Origin of the sequence: Streptomyces sp. NPDC048192 (assembly GCF_043202415.1) — a bacterium.
GTDB lineage: Bacteria > Actinomycetota > Actinomycetes > Streptomycetales > Streptomycetaceae > Streptomyces.
The window spans coordinates 172,439-185,703 of record NZ_JBIDAL010000009.1; the positions used below are offsets into that span (position 1 = coordinate 172,439).

The 13,265-nt window shown below is 74.0% G+C and carries 14 protein-coding genes and 5 tRNA genes; 9 read left to right on the forward strand and 10 right to left on the reverse strand.

The window, feature by feature from the left end; all coding sequences use genetic code 11:
- The first annotated feature begins 133 nt into the window (after nt 1–133).
- Together ACGFZN_RS20830 and ACGFZN_RS20835 are read left to right on the forward strand one after the other, a co-directional pair.
- Nucleotides 134–547: an SsgA family sporulation/cell division regulator gene (locus ACGFZN_RS20830; RefSeq protein ID WP_004002642.1), complete on the forward strand. Its 414-nt coding sequence runs from the start codon at nt 134–136 to the stop codon at nt 545–547.
- Between the two features lie 310 nt (nt 548–857).
- A complete protein-coding gene (locus ACGFZN_RS20835; RefSeq protein ID WP_330341133.1) occupies nt 858–1,418 on the forward strand; it encodes a CGNR zinc finger domain-containing protein in 561 nt (186 codons plus the stop codon).
- A 64-nt stretch (nt 1,419–1,482) separates the two neighbouring features.
- On the opposite strand, the gene ACGFZN_RS20840 is transcribed toward ACGFZN_RS20835, so the two are convergent.
- Nucleotides 1,483–1,650 (reverse strand): hypothetical protein, encoded by a 168-nt coding sequence (locus ACGFZN_RS20840; RefSeq protein WP_366779354.1) that lies wholly within the window; start codon nt 1,648–1,650, stop codon nt 1,483–1,485.
- A gap of 182 nt (nt 1,651–1,832) precedes the next feature.
- Nucleotides 1,833–2,270 (reverse strand): hypothetical protein, encoded by a 438-nt coding sequence (locus tag ACGFZN_RS20845; protein ID WP_393859948.1) that lies wholly within the window; start codon nt 2,268–2,270, stop codon nt 1,833–1,835.
- A gap of 263 nt (nt 2,271–2,533) precedes the next feature.
- On the opposite strand from ACGFZN_RS20845, the gene ACGFZN_RS20850 reads away from it, so the two are divergent.
- Nucleotides 2,534–3,067: a DsbA family protein gene (locus ACGFZN_RS20850; RefSeq protein ID WP_393859949.1), complete on the forward strand. Its 534-nt coding sequence runs from the start codon at nt 2,534–2,536 to the stop codon at nt 3,065–3,067.
- Between the two features lie 13 nt (nt 3,068–3,080).
- Here the strand turns inward: ACGFZN_RS20850 and ACGFZN_RS20855 are convergent, their stop codons facing one another.
- The 3 genes from ACGFZN_RS20855 to ACGFZN_RS20865 form a co-directional block, all read right to left on the reverse strand.
- A complete protein-coding gene (locus ACGFZN_RS20855) occupies nt 3,081–3,905 on the reverse strand; it encodes a GNAT family N-acetyltransferase (RefSeq protein WP_393859950.1) in 825 nt (274 codons plus the stop codon).
- 70 nt (nt 3,906–3,975) lie between these two features.
- Nucleotides 3,976–4,797 carry an aminotransferase class IV gene (locus ACGFZN_RS20860; protein WP_393859951.1) on the reverse strand — a complete coding sequence of 274 codons (822 nt, stop codon included), beginning with the start codon at nt 4,795–4,797 and terminating at the stop codon, nt 3,976–3,978.
- Nucleotides 4,794–5,849: a chorismate-binding protein gene (locus ACGFZN_RS20865; protein WP_393859952.1), complete on the reverse strand. Its 1,056-nt coding sequence runs from the start codon at nt 5,847–5,849 to the stop codon at nt 4,794–4,796. Before ACGFZN_RS20865 ends, ACGFZN_RS20860 begins: the two co-directional genes overlap by 4 nt.
- A gap of 178 nt (nt 5,850–6,027) precedes the next feature.
- On the opposite strand from ACGFZN_RS20865, the gene ACGFZN_RS20870 reads away from it, so the two are divergent.
- From ACGFZN_RS20870 to ACGFZN_RS20890, 5 genes are all read left to right on the forward strand, one after another.
- Nucleotides 6,028–6,100, forward strand: a tRNA-Gly gene (locus ACGFZN_RS20870).
- Nucleotides 6,101–6,138: 38 nt separating this feature from the next.
- A tRNA-Cys gene (locus tag ACGFZN_RS20875) sits at nt 6,139–6,212 on the forward strand.
- A 1-nt stretch (nt 6,213) separates the two neighbouring features.
- Nucleotides 6,214–6,285 (forward strand) — tRNA-Val (locus tag ACGFZN_RS20880).
- 47 nt (nt 6,286–6,332) lie between these two features.
- Nucleotides 6,333–6,404 (forward strand) — tRNA-Val (locus tag ACGFZN_RS20885).
- Nucleotides 6,405–6,433: 29 nt separating this feature from the next.
- Nucleotides 6,434–6,505: transfer RNA gene (locus ACGFZN_RS20890), tRNA-Val, on the forward strand.
- 70 nt (nt 6,506–6,575) lie between these two features.
- Here ACGFZN_RS20890 and ACGFZN_RS20895 read toward each other — a convergent pair.
- From ACGFZN_RS20895 to ACGFZN_RS20905, 3 genes are all read right to left on the reverse strand, one after another.
- A complete protein-coding gene (locus tag ACGFZN_RS20895) occupies nt 6,576–6,866 on the reverse strand; it encodes a zf-TFIIB domain-containing protein (RefSeq protein ID WP_330341127.1) in 291 nt (96 codons plus the stop codon).
- An 81-nt stretch (nt 6,867–6,947) separates the two neighbouring features.
- Nucleotides 6,948–7,907, reverse strand: a complete 960-nt coding sequence (locus ACGFZN_RS20900) for a phosphotransferase family protein (protein WP_393859953.1) — start codon at nt 7,905–7,907, stop codon at nt 6,948–6,950.
- An 888-nt stretch (nt 7,908–8,795) separates the two neighbouring features.
- Nucleotides 8,796–8,972 (reverse strand): hypothetical protein, encoded by a 177-nt coding sequence (locus ACGFZN_RS20905; RefSeq protein WP_393859954.1) that lies wholly within the window; start codon nt 8,970–8,972, stop codon nt 8,796–8,798.
- A gap of 601 nt (nt 8,973–9,573) precedes the next feature.
- Between ACGFZN_RS20905 and ACGFZN_RS20910 the strand changes: the two genes are divergently transcribed.
- Nucleotides 9,574–10,986 (forward strand): protein kinase, encoded by a 1,413-nt coding sequence (locus ACGFZN_RS20910; protein WP_393859955.1) that lies wholly within the window; start codon nt 9,574–9,576, stop codon nt 10,984–10,986.
- A 45-nt stretch (nt 10,987–11,031) separates the two neighbouring features.
- Here ACGFZN_RS20910 and ACGFZN_RS20915 read toward each other — a convergent pair whose 3' ends face one another.
- Both ACGFZN_RS20915 and cobA read right to left on the reverse strand, forming a co-directional pair.
- Nucleotides 11,032–11,850: a TrmH family RNA methyltransferase gene (locus ACGFZN_RS20915; protein ID WP_393859956.1), complete on the reverse strand. Its 819-nt coding sequence runs from the start codon at nt 11,848–11,850 to the stop codon at nt 11,032–11,034.
- Between the two features lie 87 nt (nt 11,851–11,937).
- Nucleotides 11,938–13,170, reverse strand: coding sequence for a uroporphyrinogen-III C-methyltransferase (cobA, locus tag ACGFZN_RS20920; RefSeq protein WP_393859957.1), 1,233 nt, complete (start codon nt 13,168–13,170; stop codon nt 11,938–11,940).
- Nucleotides 13,171–13,265: the final 95 nt, after the last annotated feature.

A 13,265-nucleotide genomic window follows, 5' to 3' on the forward strand; every position in this document is an offset into this window, starting at 1 on the left:
GTTCTCGGCCGGAAGAGTTACGTAAAGACACGCAAAACCCTCAGAGGGGTTTACAACGGCATCGTAGGTGGCATGTCGATTTCGCCGACGTGCGAATCCCCGAGCGCACACTGAGCGAAAGGCCCTGGCGCTTATGAACACCACGGTCAGCTGCGAGCTGCACCTGCGCCTCGTTGTGTCGAGCGAGTCCTCCCTGCCTGTCCCCGCAGGCCTGCGGTACGACACGGCCGACCCCTACGCCGTGCACGCCACCTTCCACACCGGAGCCGAGGAGACCGTCGAGTGGGTGTTCGCCCGCGACCTCCTCGCCGAGGGGCTGCACCGTCCCACCGGCACCGGCGACGTCCGAGTCTGGCCGTCGCGCAGCCATGGTCAGGGCGTCGTGTGCATCGCCCTCAGCTCCCCTGAGGGGGAGGCCCTGCTCGAGGCCCCAGCGCGGGCCCTCGAGTCCTTCCTGAAGCGAACCGACGCCGCCGTGCCCCCCGGCACGGAGCATCGGCACTTCGATCTGGATCAGGAGCTCTCGCACATCTTGGCGGAGAGCTAGGTCGCGGCCCTCGAAAGCAGCCCGGCGCCGTCCACTCGGGGAGACGGCTCGGGCCAAGACAACCGCATACGGCACAGCCCGGCGCCGTCACCGTGAGCGATGCACACGGGACGGCGCCCAGGTGTGCCCGCCCGCTTCCGCCGGCCGGGTGACGCGTGCGCGCAGGCGCGGGAAGGGAACCAGCCCGCGCGCCGAGGCGTTCTACCGGCAATCGAGGTCGGACTCGGACCGGTGCGGTGGGCGCGGATGTCGCTACCATCGGCCAGCATCGGCGGGCCGCGGCCCGACCCCCCAGGCCAGGGAGCGAACAGTGCTGATCACCCACGACACCCGGTGCGCGCTCGACACCGTGGTGGATCTGGTGAACACCGCGCCGGAGGACGACGCGGCGGCCGACGGACTGCCCGATGTCCCGGCCCTCGCGGAATTCGTACGAAACCACAAGATCAGCGATGTCGGCGTGCTGTCGGAGTTCGACCTGTCGGCGGTGCGCCGGGTCCGGGGGCGCTTCGCGGCGATCTTCGCCGCGCCGGACGCCCGCTCGGCGGCGGTGCTGATCAACGAGCTGGTCGCCGCGGCGGGCACCACCCCGCGTCTGACGGACCACGACGGCTACGACTGGCATGTGCACTACTTCGCGCCCGGCGCCTCCGTGGCCGACCATCTCGCCGCCGACTGCGGCATGGCGCTGGCCTTCTTCGTGGTGGCCGGGGAGCAGGAGCGGCTGCGGCGCTGCGAGGCACCGGACTGCCGGCGCGCCTTCGTCGACCTGTCCCGAAACCGCTCGCGGCGCTACTGCGACAGCCGCACCTGCGGCAACCGGCTCCATGTGGCCGCTTACCGGGCCAGGCGGAAGGAAGCGGCGGGCTGACCGGCGCGGGCCTGCCGGAGCGACGTCGGTCCCGGCGGGTGACGCCGGGACGGACGTGTACGGCTCACAGCAACAGCAGGTCGTGCAGCGCAGCCATGAGGAGCAGACACCCGATCACCGCAAGGAAGATCATCAGCGGTGGCTGGGATAGGGCGAAGAGGCACCCGCGCGGCTCGTCCTTCGGCGGCGCGGCCTCGCTCTGTCTCGTGTCCAGCATCTCGCCGCAGATCATGGCGCAGATGGAGGCACGCGCGCGATCCAGACGCTCGCCGGGTGCGGGAGTTGCCGCTTGTCGCACCGTCCCGTCCGGCTTGCTTCGGATTGTGAACGGTTCGGGCCGGGCCCGCGACGCTCTGTGTCGTTTCACCCCGGAGGGGATGTGGGGGCGTGCCGCGGCGCCGAGGGCCGCGGCCGTCATATGCCGTGCTTCTTGAGGATGGCCTCGATGTCGGTGAAGTCGTCGGTGGAGGCCGCCGAGCCGGCCGGGCGCGGGGCGGCCGAGCCCTTGGCGGGCCGGTTGCCGGCGCCCAGGGACGGGGCGGAGGCTCCCGGGGCCACGGCGTCGGTCCGCTCGCTGCCGGACGTCGCGCGCCCAACGCGCCGGCGCTCCACCGCCCGGGTGCCGGCGAACAGCAGCCAGGCCGCGCCCAGCACCCCGAACCCCGCCCATGCGGTGGGGCTGAAGGCGGTGTCGGCGAGCCAGCCGACCAGCCCGGTCATCACCAGGCCGACCGGCACCAGTGCGTAGGCGGCGATGCGGGCCGCGGAAAGGAAACGCCTGCGGTAGGCCGTGACCACCGCGATGCCCAGGCCCGCCGCGGACACGGCGGAGCAGACGGTCTCGGCAATCATCCGGTCCTCCTGGCGGGCTGGGTCGGGCGGCGGGCTACGGCGGACGCTGCGCACCGGCACGGCACGCCGCCTCCGTCCCCTCCATCCTGCACCGCCCCCTCCCGGCGAGGCCATGCTCCAGCGGGACATCAGGGACATCTCCGGGTCGTCTCCTACTGGGGTGCCGGCCCGTGGCCGTACCGGCACATGCCGCACAGCCGAGGCACGGCGGCCGTACCGTCCCGATTGGGTCGGTACGGGGCCGGCCTGGAAGACTGGGCGGCATGAGCGATGCCTCCCCCGATTCCACCGCCGCACGCGCAGGCGCCGTCGTCCTCGACGTCTGGTGCGAGCTGCAGTGCCCCGACTGCCGTACCGCCCTCGGTGACGTCCGCGCGCTGCGGGAGCGCTACGGCGACCGGCTGGAGCTGCGGCTGCGGCACTTCCCGCTGGAGAAGCACAAGCACTCCTTCGCCGCCGCGCAGGCCGCCGAGGAGGCGCTGGCGCAGGGCAGGGGCTGGCCGTACGTCGAGGCCGTGCTGGAGCGGGTCGAGGAGCTGGACCGCGAGGGCGAACCCTTCCTGGTCGAGGTGGCCCGTGAACTCGGCCTCGACGCCGAGGAGTTCGACACCGCGCTGATCGACGGCCGGCACATCCTGATCGTGGACGCCGACCAGGCCGAGGGCAAGGCGATCGGGGTGACCGGCACCCCGACGTACGTCATCGGCGGCGAGCGCCTCGACGGCGGCAAGAGCCAGGAGGGGCTGCGCGCGCGCATCGAGGAGATCGCCGACCGGCTGCTGGGCGAGGGCGCCTGACCCCGCCGACCGCCTACAGCAGGGGTTTGGAGAGGGCGCGGATCGTCGTCTCGTAGCCGAGTGACTCGTACAGCCGCTCGGCCGGGGTGTTGCCCGCGAACACATTGAGGCCGAGGACCGGCCAGCCCGCCTCGACGGCCTGGCGCTCCGCCAGCAGCATGAGCGTGCGGCCGTGTCCCCGGCCGCGCTGGGCCGCGTCGGTCTCCACGTCGAACACGAACGCCTTGTCGTCCTGCAGGGCGACCCACAGCGTGCCCACCCGGGTCCCCTCGTGTTCCAGGACGCTGAAGATCATGCCGCCGGTGGCGAGACCGTGCGGCAGCAGTGTCTCGTGGTCCCTGCGGGCCTTGGCGCGGGCCGCGGCCTCGGGGATGCCGCGCTCGATCCACGCGCGCGCGAAGTGCTCGCTCTCGTACGCGTGCCAGGCGTCGTACTCCGCCGCCGTCATGGGCCGCGCCCGGCTGCCCGGCGGCAGGTCGGGCGGGGTGGTGCCGAGCCGCTTCTCCATGCCGCGGTTGCGCAGGGTGTAGCCGAGGGCGTCGAACAGCCGCTGGGCGATGCCGGCCGAGGCGGGGACGAGGGTCTCGATCTGCGTGCAGCCCCAGCCGCGCGCCACCTCCTCGGCGGCGAGCGCGGCCACCGTGCCGCGGCCGCGGCGGCGGTCGGGCTCGGCTATCCGCAGGTCGATGAGGCGGGCCACCGTCTCGCCCAGGGACGGTGAGGTGCCGAGGTGGACCTCGCCGACGGGGCGGCTGTTGACGCACACCTGGTAGCGGCGGGAACGGGTGCCGTCGGGGTGCTGCTGGAGCGGCTCGACCGGCCGCAGGGTCGTGGTCATCACAGGTGTTCTACCCGCGGCCGGCCGCCGAGTCAGCCGGTTTTCCCTACCTCGCAGGGGGCGCCCCCGCTCAGGGGTCGAGGTCCCGCGCGGCGTGCTCGTCGAAGATCCGCATGGCCTTGGCGGTGACCGGTCCGGGGGTGCCGGGCAGTTCGCGGTCGTCGACCCGGTGGACGGCCTGGACGTCGCGCAGGGTGGAGGTGAGGAAGACCTCGTCGGCGCGCCGCAGCACGTCCAGCGGCAGGTCGGTCTCCTTGGCGCCCGTCCACTCGACGGTCAGCGCGCGGGTGATGCCGGGGAGGCAGCCGGAAGAGACGGGCGGGGTGTGGATCTCGCCGTCCAGGACGACGAAGACGTTCGACCCGGTGCCCTCGCAGAGCTGTCCGACCGTGTTGCCGAACAGGGCCTCCGAGGCGCCGTGTTCGTGCGCGCGGGCGAGGGCGACGACGTTCTCCGCGTACGAGGTGGTCTTCAGGCCGGTGAGGGCGCCGCGTTCGTTGCGGGTCCAGGGGACGGTGATCACGGCGGTGGTGTCCGGGCGGCGGGCGGTCTCGCCGAGGGCGACCACGAGGGTCGGGCCGTGCTCGCCACGGTCGGATCCGAGCGGTCCGTGGCCGCCGGTGTAGGTGATCCGCAGCCGGCCGAGCGGCATCGGGTTCGCCTCCAGAACCGCAGCGCAGGCCTCGCGGACCTCGTCGTGGTCGGGGTCGGGCAGGCCGAGGCCCCGGGCCGAGCGGGTCAGCCGCTCCAGGTGCCGGGTCAGCGCGAACGGCCTGCCCTCGACGGCCTTCACCGTCTCGAAGATGCCGTCGCCCACGGTGAGCCCGTGATCGAAGACGGAGACACGGGCGGACTCCAGGTCCCGCAGCCCGCCGTCCAGCCAGATCCTCATGCGAACACCCCTCCGCTCGGGTCGTACGCCCCCGACGCTACCGCGAGCAGCCGGGACGCCTTCAGCTCGGTCTCCCGCCACTCCCCCTCGGGGTCGGAACCCCAGGTGATGCCTGCGCCGGTGCCGAAGCGCAGCATCCCGGCCGCCCGGTCGATCCAGAAGGTGCGGATGCCGACGGCCAGCTCGCCCGTGCGCCGGTCGGCGTCGACCCAGCCGATGCCGCCGCAGTACGGTCCGCGCGGCGCGGTCTCCAGGGCCTCGATGATCCTCAGGGCGCTGGACTTCGGCGCGCCGGTGACCGAGCCGGGCGGGAAGGCGGCACCGAGGAGCTCCGGCCACCCCGCCCCCTCGGCCAGCTCGCCGCGGACGGTGGAGACCAGGTGGACCAGTCCCGGGTGCTTCTCCACGGCGCACAGGTCGGGGACGGTCACGCTGCCGGTGGCGCAGACGCGCCCGATGTCGTTGCGGACCAGGTCCACGATCATCACGTTCTCGGCGTAGTCCTTCTCCAGGAGGTCCGCCTCGGTGCGGCCGGTGCCCTTGATCGGTCCCGACTCCACGACACGCCCGTCCCGGCGCAGGAACAGCTCGGGCGAGGCGGTGGCGATCTCCACGCCGTGCTCCGGCAGCCGGATGGTTCCCGCGTACGGCGCCGGGTTGCCGCGGGCCAGCAGGGCGGTCAGGGCGTCCACGTCGGCGTCCGGGGCGACCGGCGCGCCGAGAACCCGGCAGAGGTTCGCCTGGTAGACCTCGCCGGCCGCTATGTGCGCGCGGATCCGGCGGACGGCCTCCGTGTACGCGGCCCGGTCCAGGGAGGAGGTCCACTCCCCCAGCACCGGGCCCCGCCAGCCGCCCGGCACCGGGGCGGGCACCGGCTCCCTGCGCACCTCCGCAAAGCGGGCGCAGGTCAGCCGGCCCTCGAAGTCCGCGCAGACGGCCCAGAAGCCCGTGGAGTCCAGGGCGGCCGGGTCGCTGGTGACGTCGAGGAGGCCGGTGGCGACGCGGTCGCCGAAACGGGCCAGGGCGGGCAGGCCGGAGGGGTCGTGAAGCACGTGGACGAGTCTAGGTCGGGTGTCCGACAGGTGACCGTGTGATGTCCGCGAGGGCGCTGTGACCACGGGGTCCGCCACGGTCGGCGCAGCACGCTGCGCAAACGCGTTTTTGTACTGGCCCGGGAATCCGCTAGAGTTCAACACGTCGCCGGGACGCGCAAGCGGACCGAAACGACAGGCGGACGTAGCTCAGTTGGTAGAGCGCAACCTTGCCAAGGTTGAGGTCGCGAGTTCGAGCCTCGTCGTCCGCTCGAAGGAAGAGGGGGGTCTCCGGATCCCCTACACTCCTGGTGGAGTGGCCGAGAGGCGAGGCAACGGCCTGCAAAGCCGTCTACACGGGTTCAAATCCCGTCTCCACCTCCAAGGACGATTAGCTCAGCGGGAGAGCGCTTCCCTGACACGGAAGAGGTCACTGGTTCAATCCCAGTATCGTCCACTGGATCCTCTCGCAGGATCCACGGGTCTTCTCGAAGATCCCCGCCCGCGCGATTAGCTCAGCGGGAGAGCGCTTCCCTGACACGGAAGAGGTCACTGGTTCAATCCCAGTATCGCGCACTGCCTGTGATGTACCTGTCACAGCTCGCGGACGATTAGCTCAGCGGGAGAGCGCTTCCCTGACACGGAAGAGGTCACTGGTTCAATCCCAGTATCGTCCACACAGCGCGAAGCCCCCGGCCGTCTCGTACGGCCGGGGGCTTCGTCGTGCTCGGCCCGGGTGTCGCGGGCTCAGCTGGAGAAGAGCATGTGGGCCCAGCTCTTGTGGTGACCGTGGTGGTGTCCGTGGCCGCCGTGGTGACCGCCGTGCGGGGCGCCCCAGGCGGGCGCGTGCGGGGCCGGGTACGGCTGCGGGGCGGGCGGGGCCGGGGGCGCCTGCTTGGACCACTGGGCCTCCAGCTGGGTCAGCGCCTCCAGCTCGCCGTAGTCGAGGAAGATGCCGCGGCAACCGCTGCACTGCTCGATCTGGACGCCGCTGCGGTTGTAGGTGTGCATCGGCGCGTGGCACTTCGGACAATGCATGGTCGGCTCAACTCCTCGCCGGTTCGGTCCTGCTTCGCGGTTCCCTTGGACAGACTCCGTCCGGCCCCGGGCGGTTGCAGCCTAGCCGGTGCCTTCCGGCGCCAACTGGTGCGGAACCGGGGCCATTCGGGCACATGCGTCGACGACCGCCTGCTCCACCTCGTCCAGCGGGCGGCCGGCCGCGCGCGCCTTGGCGACGGCGAGGGCGGCCGTCTGCGCGGTCAGCGCGCGGGCCGGCACGTCCAGGGCGGGCCAGGGGTCGCCGGCCGCGGGCACGGCCGGGCCGCCCGCCTGCCGGTACGCGGCGAGGAAACGCGTCCAGTCGTCGGGCGGGAGGAGCCCGCAGGCGTACCAGGCGGCGGGGCGGGCGAGGTCCCAGGCCGGGACTCCGGCGCCCAGGTCGTCGACGTCGATCAGCCGCCAGGGCCCGTCCGGCGCCGGGTGGCGGACGAGCTGGCCGAGGTGCAGGTCCCCGTGGCACAGGGCGGATGGGCCTGGCATGGGGGCCTCGGCGCGGGCCCAGGCGGGCAGGGCGGCCCACGCGGCAAGGACGGCGCCGGCGGCGGGGTGAGGTCCGCCGTCCAGGGCCTTGTGGAGCCGGGCGACGGCGCGGGCGGCCTTCACGGGGCCGCGCATCGGGGGCAGGCCAGGGGGCGGGGGCGTGCGGTGCAGCCGGGCCAGCAGGCTGGCGGTGGCCTCCCAGGGCGCCGCGTCCGGGGCGCCGGGATCCACGGGGGCGCCGTACGGCCAGAAGGTCACAAGGCGGTCCTGCAGCGGGGCGGGGGCCGGGGTGAGCGGCGGCAGGAGGACGCCGGGCAGGCGGGCGGCCACGGCAAGGCGCCGGGTCAGCTCCCCCGGGTCGGTGCCGGGGGCGTGGGCCTTGGCGACGGTGCCGGCGTGCCGTACGACGGTGGCGTCGGGGCGGTCGGCGAGAGCGCCGCCGGCGCAGGCGCAGGGGGTGTCCTCCGTGCGGCCGGGATGGACGGCGGCCCGGACCTTCGCGGTGAGCGCGGGTATGAGGGCGGGGGTGTCTGTGGTCAACGATGCCTCGTCGGAGTGGGCTGCGCGGCCGAGCGTACCGGCGACGGACGGGACACGGACGCTCGCCCGCGCCGGGAAGCCGACACGCCGCGGCTTCCGGCGGGGCACGCGGCGATGCCCGGCGTGCGGCTGCGGCCGGGTGGGCCCGACCGCCGGTCACAACGCGCCCGGCGGTCCTCGGCAGGACGGAGCCCGAACGCTCGCCCCCCACCGGGAAACCGACGCGCCGCGGCTTTCGGCGGGGCACGCGGCGGTGTCTGGTCTGCGGCTGCCACCTCGTGGGCCCGACCGGTCACCACGCGCCCGGCAGTCCTCAGAGGGCGGGGCGCGAACGCTCACCCGAGGCCGGGAAACCGACGCGCCGCGGCTTCTGGCGGGGCACGCGGCGGTGTCTGGCGTGCGGCTGCGGCTGCGTGGGCCCGACCGGCCACGACGCGCCCGGCGGTCCTCAGGGGGCGGCGCGCTGACGCTCGCCCGCCGCCGGGAAACCGACGCGCCGCGGCTTCGGGCAGACACGCGGCCGTGTCTGATACGTGGCTGCCACCTCGTGGGCCCGACCCGTCACGACGCGCCCGGCAGTCCTCAGGGCGCGGGGCGCGGACGCTCGCCCGCCGCCGGGAAACCGACGCGCCGCAGCGTCCGGCAGGGCGCGCGGCCGTGTCTGGCGTGCGGCTACCGCCGCGTGGGCCCGACCCGGTGGTCAGGGCGTGCCCGGCGGTCCTCGGGGTGAGAGTCCGCGTGCCGCGCCCGAGCGCGTCGAAACGGCGCATGCCGGCGCAGCTCCCCAGCTGCGCCGGCATTTGTGCCGTCCGCCGCACCCCCGTCCCCACGGGGTTTCCTGGATGGATGTCCCCGCCCGGACCGCTCTTCCGGGCCTGGGGTCGCCGCTCAGCGCCCCAGCATCACACCCACGGACGACGCTTGTGTGGCCACCGTCTCCCAGCCGTCGAAGACGAGCAGGAGCAGGGCCGCCAGGGGAAGGGCCATGAGCGTCGCCACCAGGGGGTGGCGACGGCCCGTCCGGCGCGGTGCGAACGACGGGCGTCGCGGTGCCGTGTGGGCCATGGTCCCTCTCCTGACCGTGTCGGTTGTCGTCGGCAGCGGCGGATGTCTGACCTCGGGGGACGAGTGCTGCACCCGCCGCTTGACCTCAAATCTAGGCGCGGGGCCGCATCCGGACGTCATGCCCTCGTACCGATTGCCGGGCCTCCCCGAGGATGAGCCACGATCCGGGACGTACTCCCCTGGGTGGAGACGCGCATCAGGGTCTCGGGGTCTTCCCGGAGGGGTGGTCCGCCGTGTCGGTCATGTCCGACGCGTCCTACGGCCGGACGGAGTGACTTCGATCACTCCGCGCGGGGGCGGAGCCGGAGCCGCGCACGGTCCGCCGCCGGCCCCGCGCCGGGGTCCGCGGGCCCTTCGCCGAGGGTGCCTGGCGGGCCGGGAAACCGAGGCCAGCTGGCCCGTCATGATCCCAACGCCCGCCCGTGGGCGAGCGGTTGGGGACGGCGTCGGCCCAAGGCCCCGGTGGCGGCAGGCTTCCTGACCGCTTTTCACGTCGTACCGGTCGGCATCACATTCCTTCCGCGCCGGAGGGCGCGGCCTCTGCGCGCAGGCGGCCGTGGAAACGTAAGCTGTGCCACGTCACAGGGACCGGGCAGCGGGGATGAACATGGCGATGATGCGCCTGAGGCGCGAGGACCCGCGCGTCGTCGGCTCGTTCAGGCTTCACCGACGGCTCGGCGCGGGCGGGATGGGCGTGGTCTACCTCGGCTCCGACAAGAAGGGGCAGCGGGTCGCGCTGAAGGTGATCCGGCCCGATCTGGCGGAGGACCAGGAGTTCCGGTCGCGGTTCGCCCGCGAGGTCTCCGCCGCCCGCCGTATCCGGGGCGGCTGCACGGCCCGGCTGGTGGCGGCCGACCTGGAGGCCGAGCGTCCCTGGTTCGCCACGCAGTACGTGCCCGGCCCCTCCCTGCACGACAAGGTCGCCGACGAGGGCCCGCTCAGCGCGGCCGACACCGCCGCGATCGGCGCGGCCCTGTCGGAGGGGCTGGTCGCGGTGCACGAGGCGGGCGTCGTCCACCGGGACCTGAAGCCCTCCAACATCCTGCTGTCCCCGAAGGGGCCGCGGATCATCGACTTCGGCATCGCCTGGGCCACCGGCGCCTCCACGCTCACCCACGTGGGCACGGCGGTCGGCTCCCCCGGCTTCCTCGCGCCGGAGCAGGTGCGCGGCGCGGCCGTCACCCCGGCGACCGACGTGTTCTCGCTCGGCGCCACCCTCGCCTACGCCTCCACGGGCGACTCGCCCTTCGGGCACGGCAGTTCGGAGGTGATGCTGTACCGGGTGGTGCACGAGGAGGCGCAGCTGCACGGCGTGCCGGACGCGCTCGCCCCGCTGGTGCGGGCCTGTCTGGCGAAGGACCCCGAGGACCGGCCCAGCACGCTGCAGCTGTCGCTGCGGCTCAAGGAGATCGCGGCACGGGAGGCTCAGGGCCTGGACGGCGTACGGCCGCCCGCGCCGCGCGCCGCGGAGGCGGACCGGCCCACCGGGCGGCTCGTGGACACCTACCCGGAGCCGCAGCGCACCCGCCGCATGTCCCCGGGCACGCCGGTGCCGCGCGGCGGCGCGCCCGCCCGGGGCGGTACGCCGGCGCGCGGCGGCGCGTCCGCCCGGACCGGCAGCGGCCCCCGGGGCGCCGGCACGGGCCCCTCCGCACGGTCGGGCTCCGGGCGTACGCCCCCAGCGCAGCGTGGTGGCGCGCCGCGCTCGGGCAGCGGGGGCCGTCCGGCCGGAAGAGGTGGTTCCGGGCGGCCGGCACCGCGGACGACGGGCACCGGGCTGCGGCCGGCCAATCCCCGGCTGCTGCGCCAGCGGCTGTTCGTGTTCGTCGTGGTGACGCTGCTCGTGGCGCTCGGCATCGCGGTGGCGCAGGGCTGCCAGGGGCCCGCCCGCGGCCTCGGCGACGACGGCGTCCGACGCCAGCGGCAGGCCCAGCCGGCCCACGCGAGGGCAGAGGCCGGACTCCCGGTACCCGGCCGGCACGCCCCGGCACCGGGCACGGGCCTCGCGAACTGACCGGCACGGCCCGGCACCAGGCACGGGCCGTGGACCGGTCGGCGACTAGGACTCCGGGCGGCCGGCGGTCACCGCGTAGAAGGCGACCGCTGCGGCCGCGCCGACGTTGAGCGAGTCGACGCCGTGGGACATCGGGATGCGGACCCATTCGTCGGCGGCGACCAGGGCCCGGGTGGACAGTCCGTCGCCCTCGGCGCCGAGCATCAGAGCCACCCGGTCCATCCGGTGCGGGGCGGCCTCGTCGAGGGTGCGGGCCTTGTCGTCCGGGGTGAGCGCGAGCAGCGTGAATCCGGCCTCGCGGACCGACTCCAGGTCCTTCGGCCAGGTCTCCAGGCGGGCGTACGGCACCGAGAACACCGCGCCCATGGACACCTTGACGCTCCGCCGGTACAGCGGGTCGGCGCAGTCGGGCGACAGCAGGACCGCGTCCATGCCGAGGGCGGCGGCCGAGCGGAAGATCGCGCCGATGTTGGTGTGGTCGTTGACCGACTCCATGATCACGACCCGGCGGGCGTCCCGCAGCAGTTCTCCCGCCGTCGGCAGCGGCCTGCGCTGCATGGAGGCGAGGGCGCCGCGGTGCACGTGGTAGCCGGTGACCTGCTCGGCCAGTTCGGGGCTCACGGCGTAGACGGGCGCGGGGACCTCGTCGATGACGTCGCGCATGGCGTCGATCCACTTGGCCGAGAGCAGCATGGAGCGCATCTCGTAGCCCGCTTCCCTGGCCCTGCGGATGACCTTCTCGCCCTCGGCGATGAACAGGCCCTCGGCGGGCTCGCGCTTGCGGCGCAGCTCGACGTCGGTCAGGCCGGTGTAGTCGGTCAGGCGGGGGTCGTCGGGGTCCTCGACGGTGATGAGATCGGCCACAGGGTGATACTGCCTTGTCCTGGGTGCGGAGCCAACGGCTGGAACGACTAGGTTACCCGGGGTTACACATGATCAAGGGCGTGGTCGTCATGCGGCGGGCGGCGGGCCGACCGTCACGACCTCGCCGATCACGATGACCGCCGGGGGCTTGACGTCCTCGGTCCGCACCGTCTCGGCGACCGTGGCGAGGGTGGCGTCGACGCGGCGCTGGGCGGCCGTCGTGCCCTCCTGGACCAGCGCGACCGGGGTCTGCGGGGACTTGCCGTGCGCGACGAGCGTCTCGGCGATCTTCCCGATCTTGTCGACGCCCATGAGGATCACCAGCGTGCCGGTGAGCTTCGCAAGCGACGGCCAGTCGACCAGGGAACGCTCGTCGTCCGGGGCCACATGGCCGCTGACGACCGTGAACTCGTGCGCCACGCCCCGGTGCGTGACCGGGATGCCGGCCGCGCCCGGCACCGAGATCGAGCTGGAGATGCCGGGAACCACGGTGCAGGGGATGCCTGCCTCGGCGAGCGCCTGGACCTCCTCCATGCCCCGGCCGAACACGAACGGGTCGCCGCCCTTGAGCCGTACGACCGACTTGCCCTGCTTGGCGTGCTCGATGAGCGCGTTGTTGATGGCCTCCTGGGCCATGTAGCGGCCGTAGGGGATCTTCGCCGCGTCGATGACCTCGACGTGCGGCGGGAGTTCGGCGAGCAGGTCGCGCGGGCCGAGCCGGTCGGCGATGACGACGTCCGCCGCGGCGAGCAGCCGGCGGCCGCGGACCGTGATCAGGTCGGGGTCGCCGGGTCCGCCGCCGACCAGGGCGACGCCTGCCGTGCGGGTGCGGTGGTGCGGGGCCACCAGGGTGCCGTCGCGCAGGCCCTCGACCACCGCGTCGCGGATGGCGGCGGTGTGGCGGGGATCGCGGCCGCGCGCCTCGGTGGTGAGCACGGCGACGGTGACGCCCTCGCTGTGGCCGGTGGCCGGGGTCCAGGCGGTGGCCTGGTCGGCGTCGTCGGAGCGGACGCACCAGACGCGGTGGCGCTCGGCCTCGGCGGACGCCCGCGCGTTGGCCTCGGGGTCGCTGGTGGCGATCAGGGCGTACCAGGCCTCGGCGAGGTCGCCGTCCTGGTACGGGCGCCGGACCCAGGTGATCTCACCCGCAGCGGCCATGGCCTCGACCGAGGGGGTCGCCTCCGGGGAGACGAGGGTGATGTCCGCGCCCGCCGCGATCAGTGCCGGGAGGCGGCGCTGGGCCACAGTGCCTCCGCCGAGGACGACCACGCGGCGGCCGGAGAGGCGGAGGCCTACAGGGTAGGCGGGGTGTTCGGCCATGAGGGGCGGCTCCTCGTGCAGCTGTGCGGTGGGGGCCCGCTGCACCTTCGGAGCGGCCCTGACGTGCGATTTTAGCTGTGCGCAGGGCAGAGGGC

Excerpts from the sequence above, each read along its gene's own strand:
- ACGFZN_RS20905 (WP_393859954.1), bottom strand. The coding sequence starts at position 8,972 with ATGGCCCACACGGCACCGCGACGCCCGTCGTTCGCACCGCGCCGGACG.
- ACGFZN_RS20850 (WP_393859949.1), top strand. The coding sequence starts at position 2,534 with ATGAGCGATGCCTCCCCCGATTCCACCGCCGCACGCGCAGGCGCCGTC.
- ACGFZN_RS20840 (WP_366779354.1), bottom strand. The coding sequence starts at position 1,650 with ATGATCTGCGGCGAGATGCTGGACACGAGACAGAGCGAGGCCGCGCCG.
- ACGFZN_RS20845 (WP_393859948.1), bottom strand. The coding sequence starts at position 2,270 with ATGATTGCCGAGACCGTCTGCTCCGCCGTGTCCGCGGCGGGCCTGGGC.
- ACGFZN_RS20895 (WP_330341127.1), bottom strand. The coding sequence starts at position 6,866 with ATGCATTGTCCGAAGTGCCACGCGCCGATGCACACCTACAACCGCAGC.
- ACGFZN_RS20910 (WP_393859955.1), top strand. The coding sequence starts at position 9,574 with ATGAACATGGCGATGATGCGCCTGAGGCGCGAGGACCCGCGCGTCGTC.
- cobA (WP_393859957.1), bottom strand. The coding sequence starts at position 13,170 with ATGGCCGAACACCCCGCCTACCCTGTAGGCCTCCGCCTCTCCGGCCGC.
- ACGFZN_RS20860 (WP_393859951.1), bottom strand. The coding sequence starts at position 4,797 with ATGAGGATCTGGCTGGACGGCGGGCTGCGGGACCTGGAGTCCGCCCGT.
- ACGFZN_RS20830 (WP_004002642.1), top strand. The coding sequence starts at position 134 with ATGAACACCACGGTCAGCTGCGAGCTGCACCTGCGCCTCGTTGTGTCG.
- ACGFZN_RS20855 (WP_393859950.1), bottom strand. The coding sequence starts at position 3,905 with ATGACCACGACCCTGCGGCCGGTCGAGCCGCTCCAGCAGCACCCCGAC.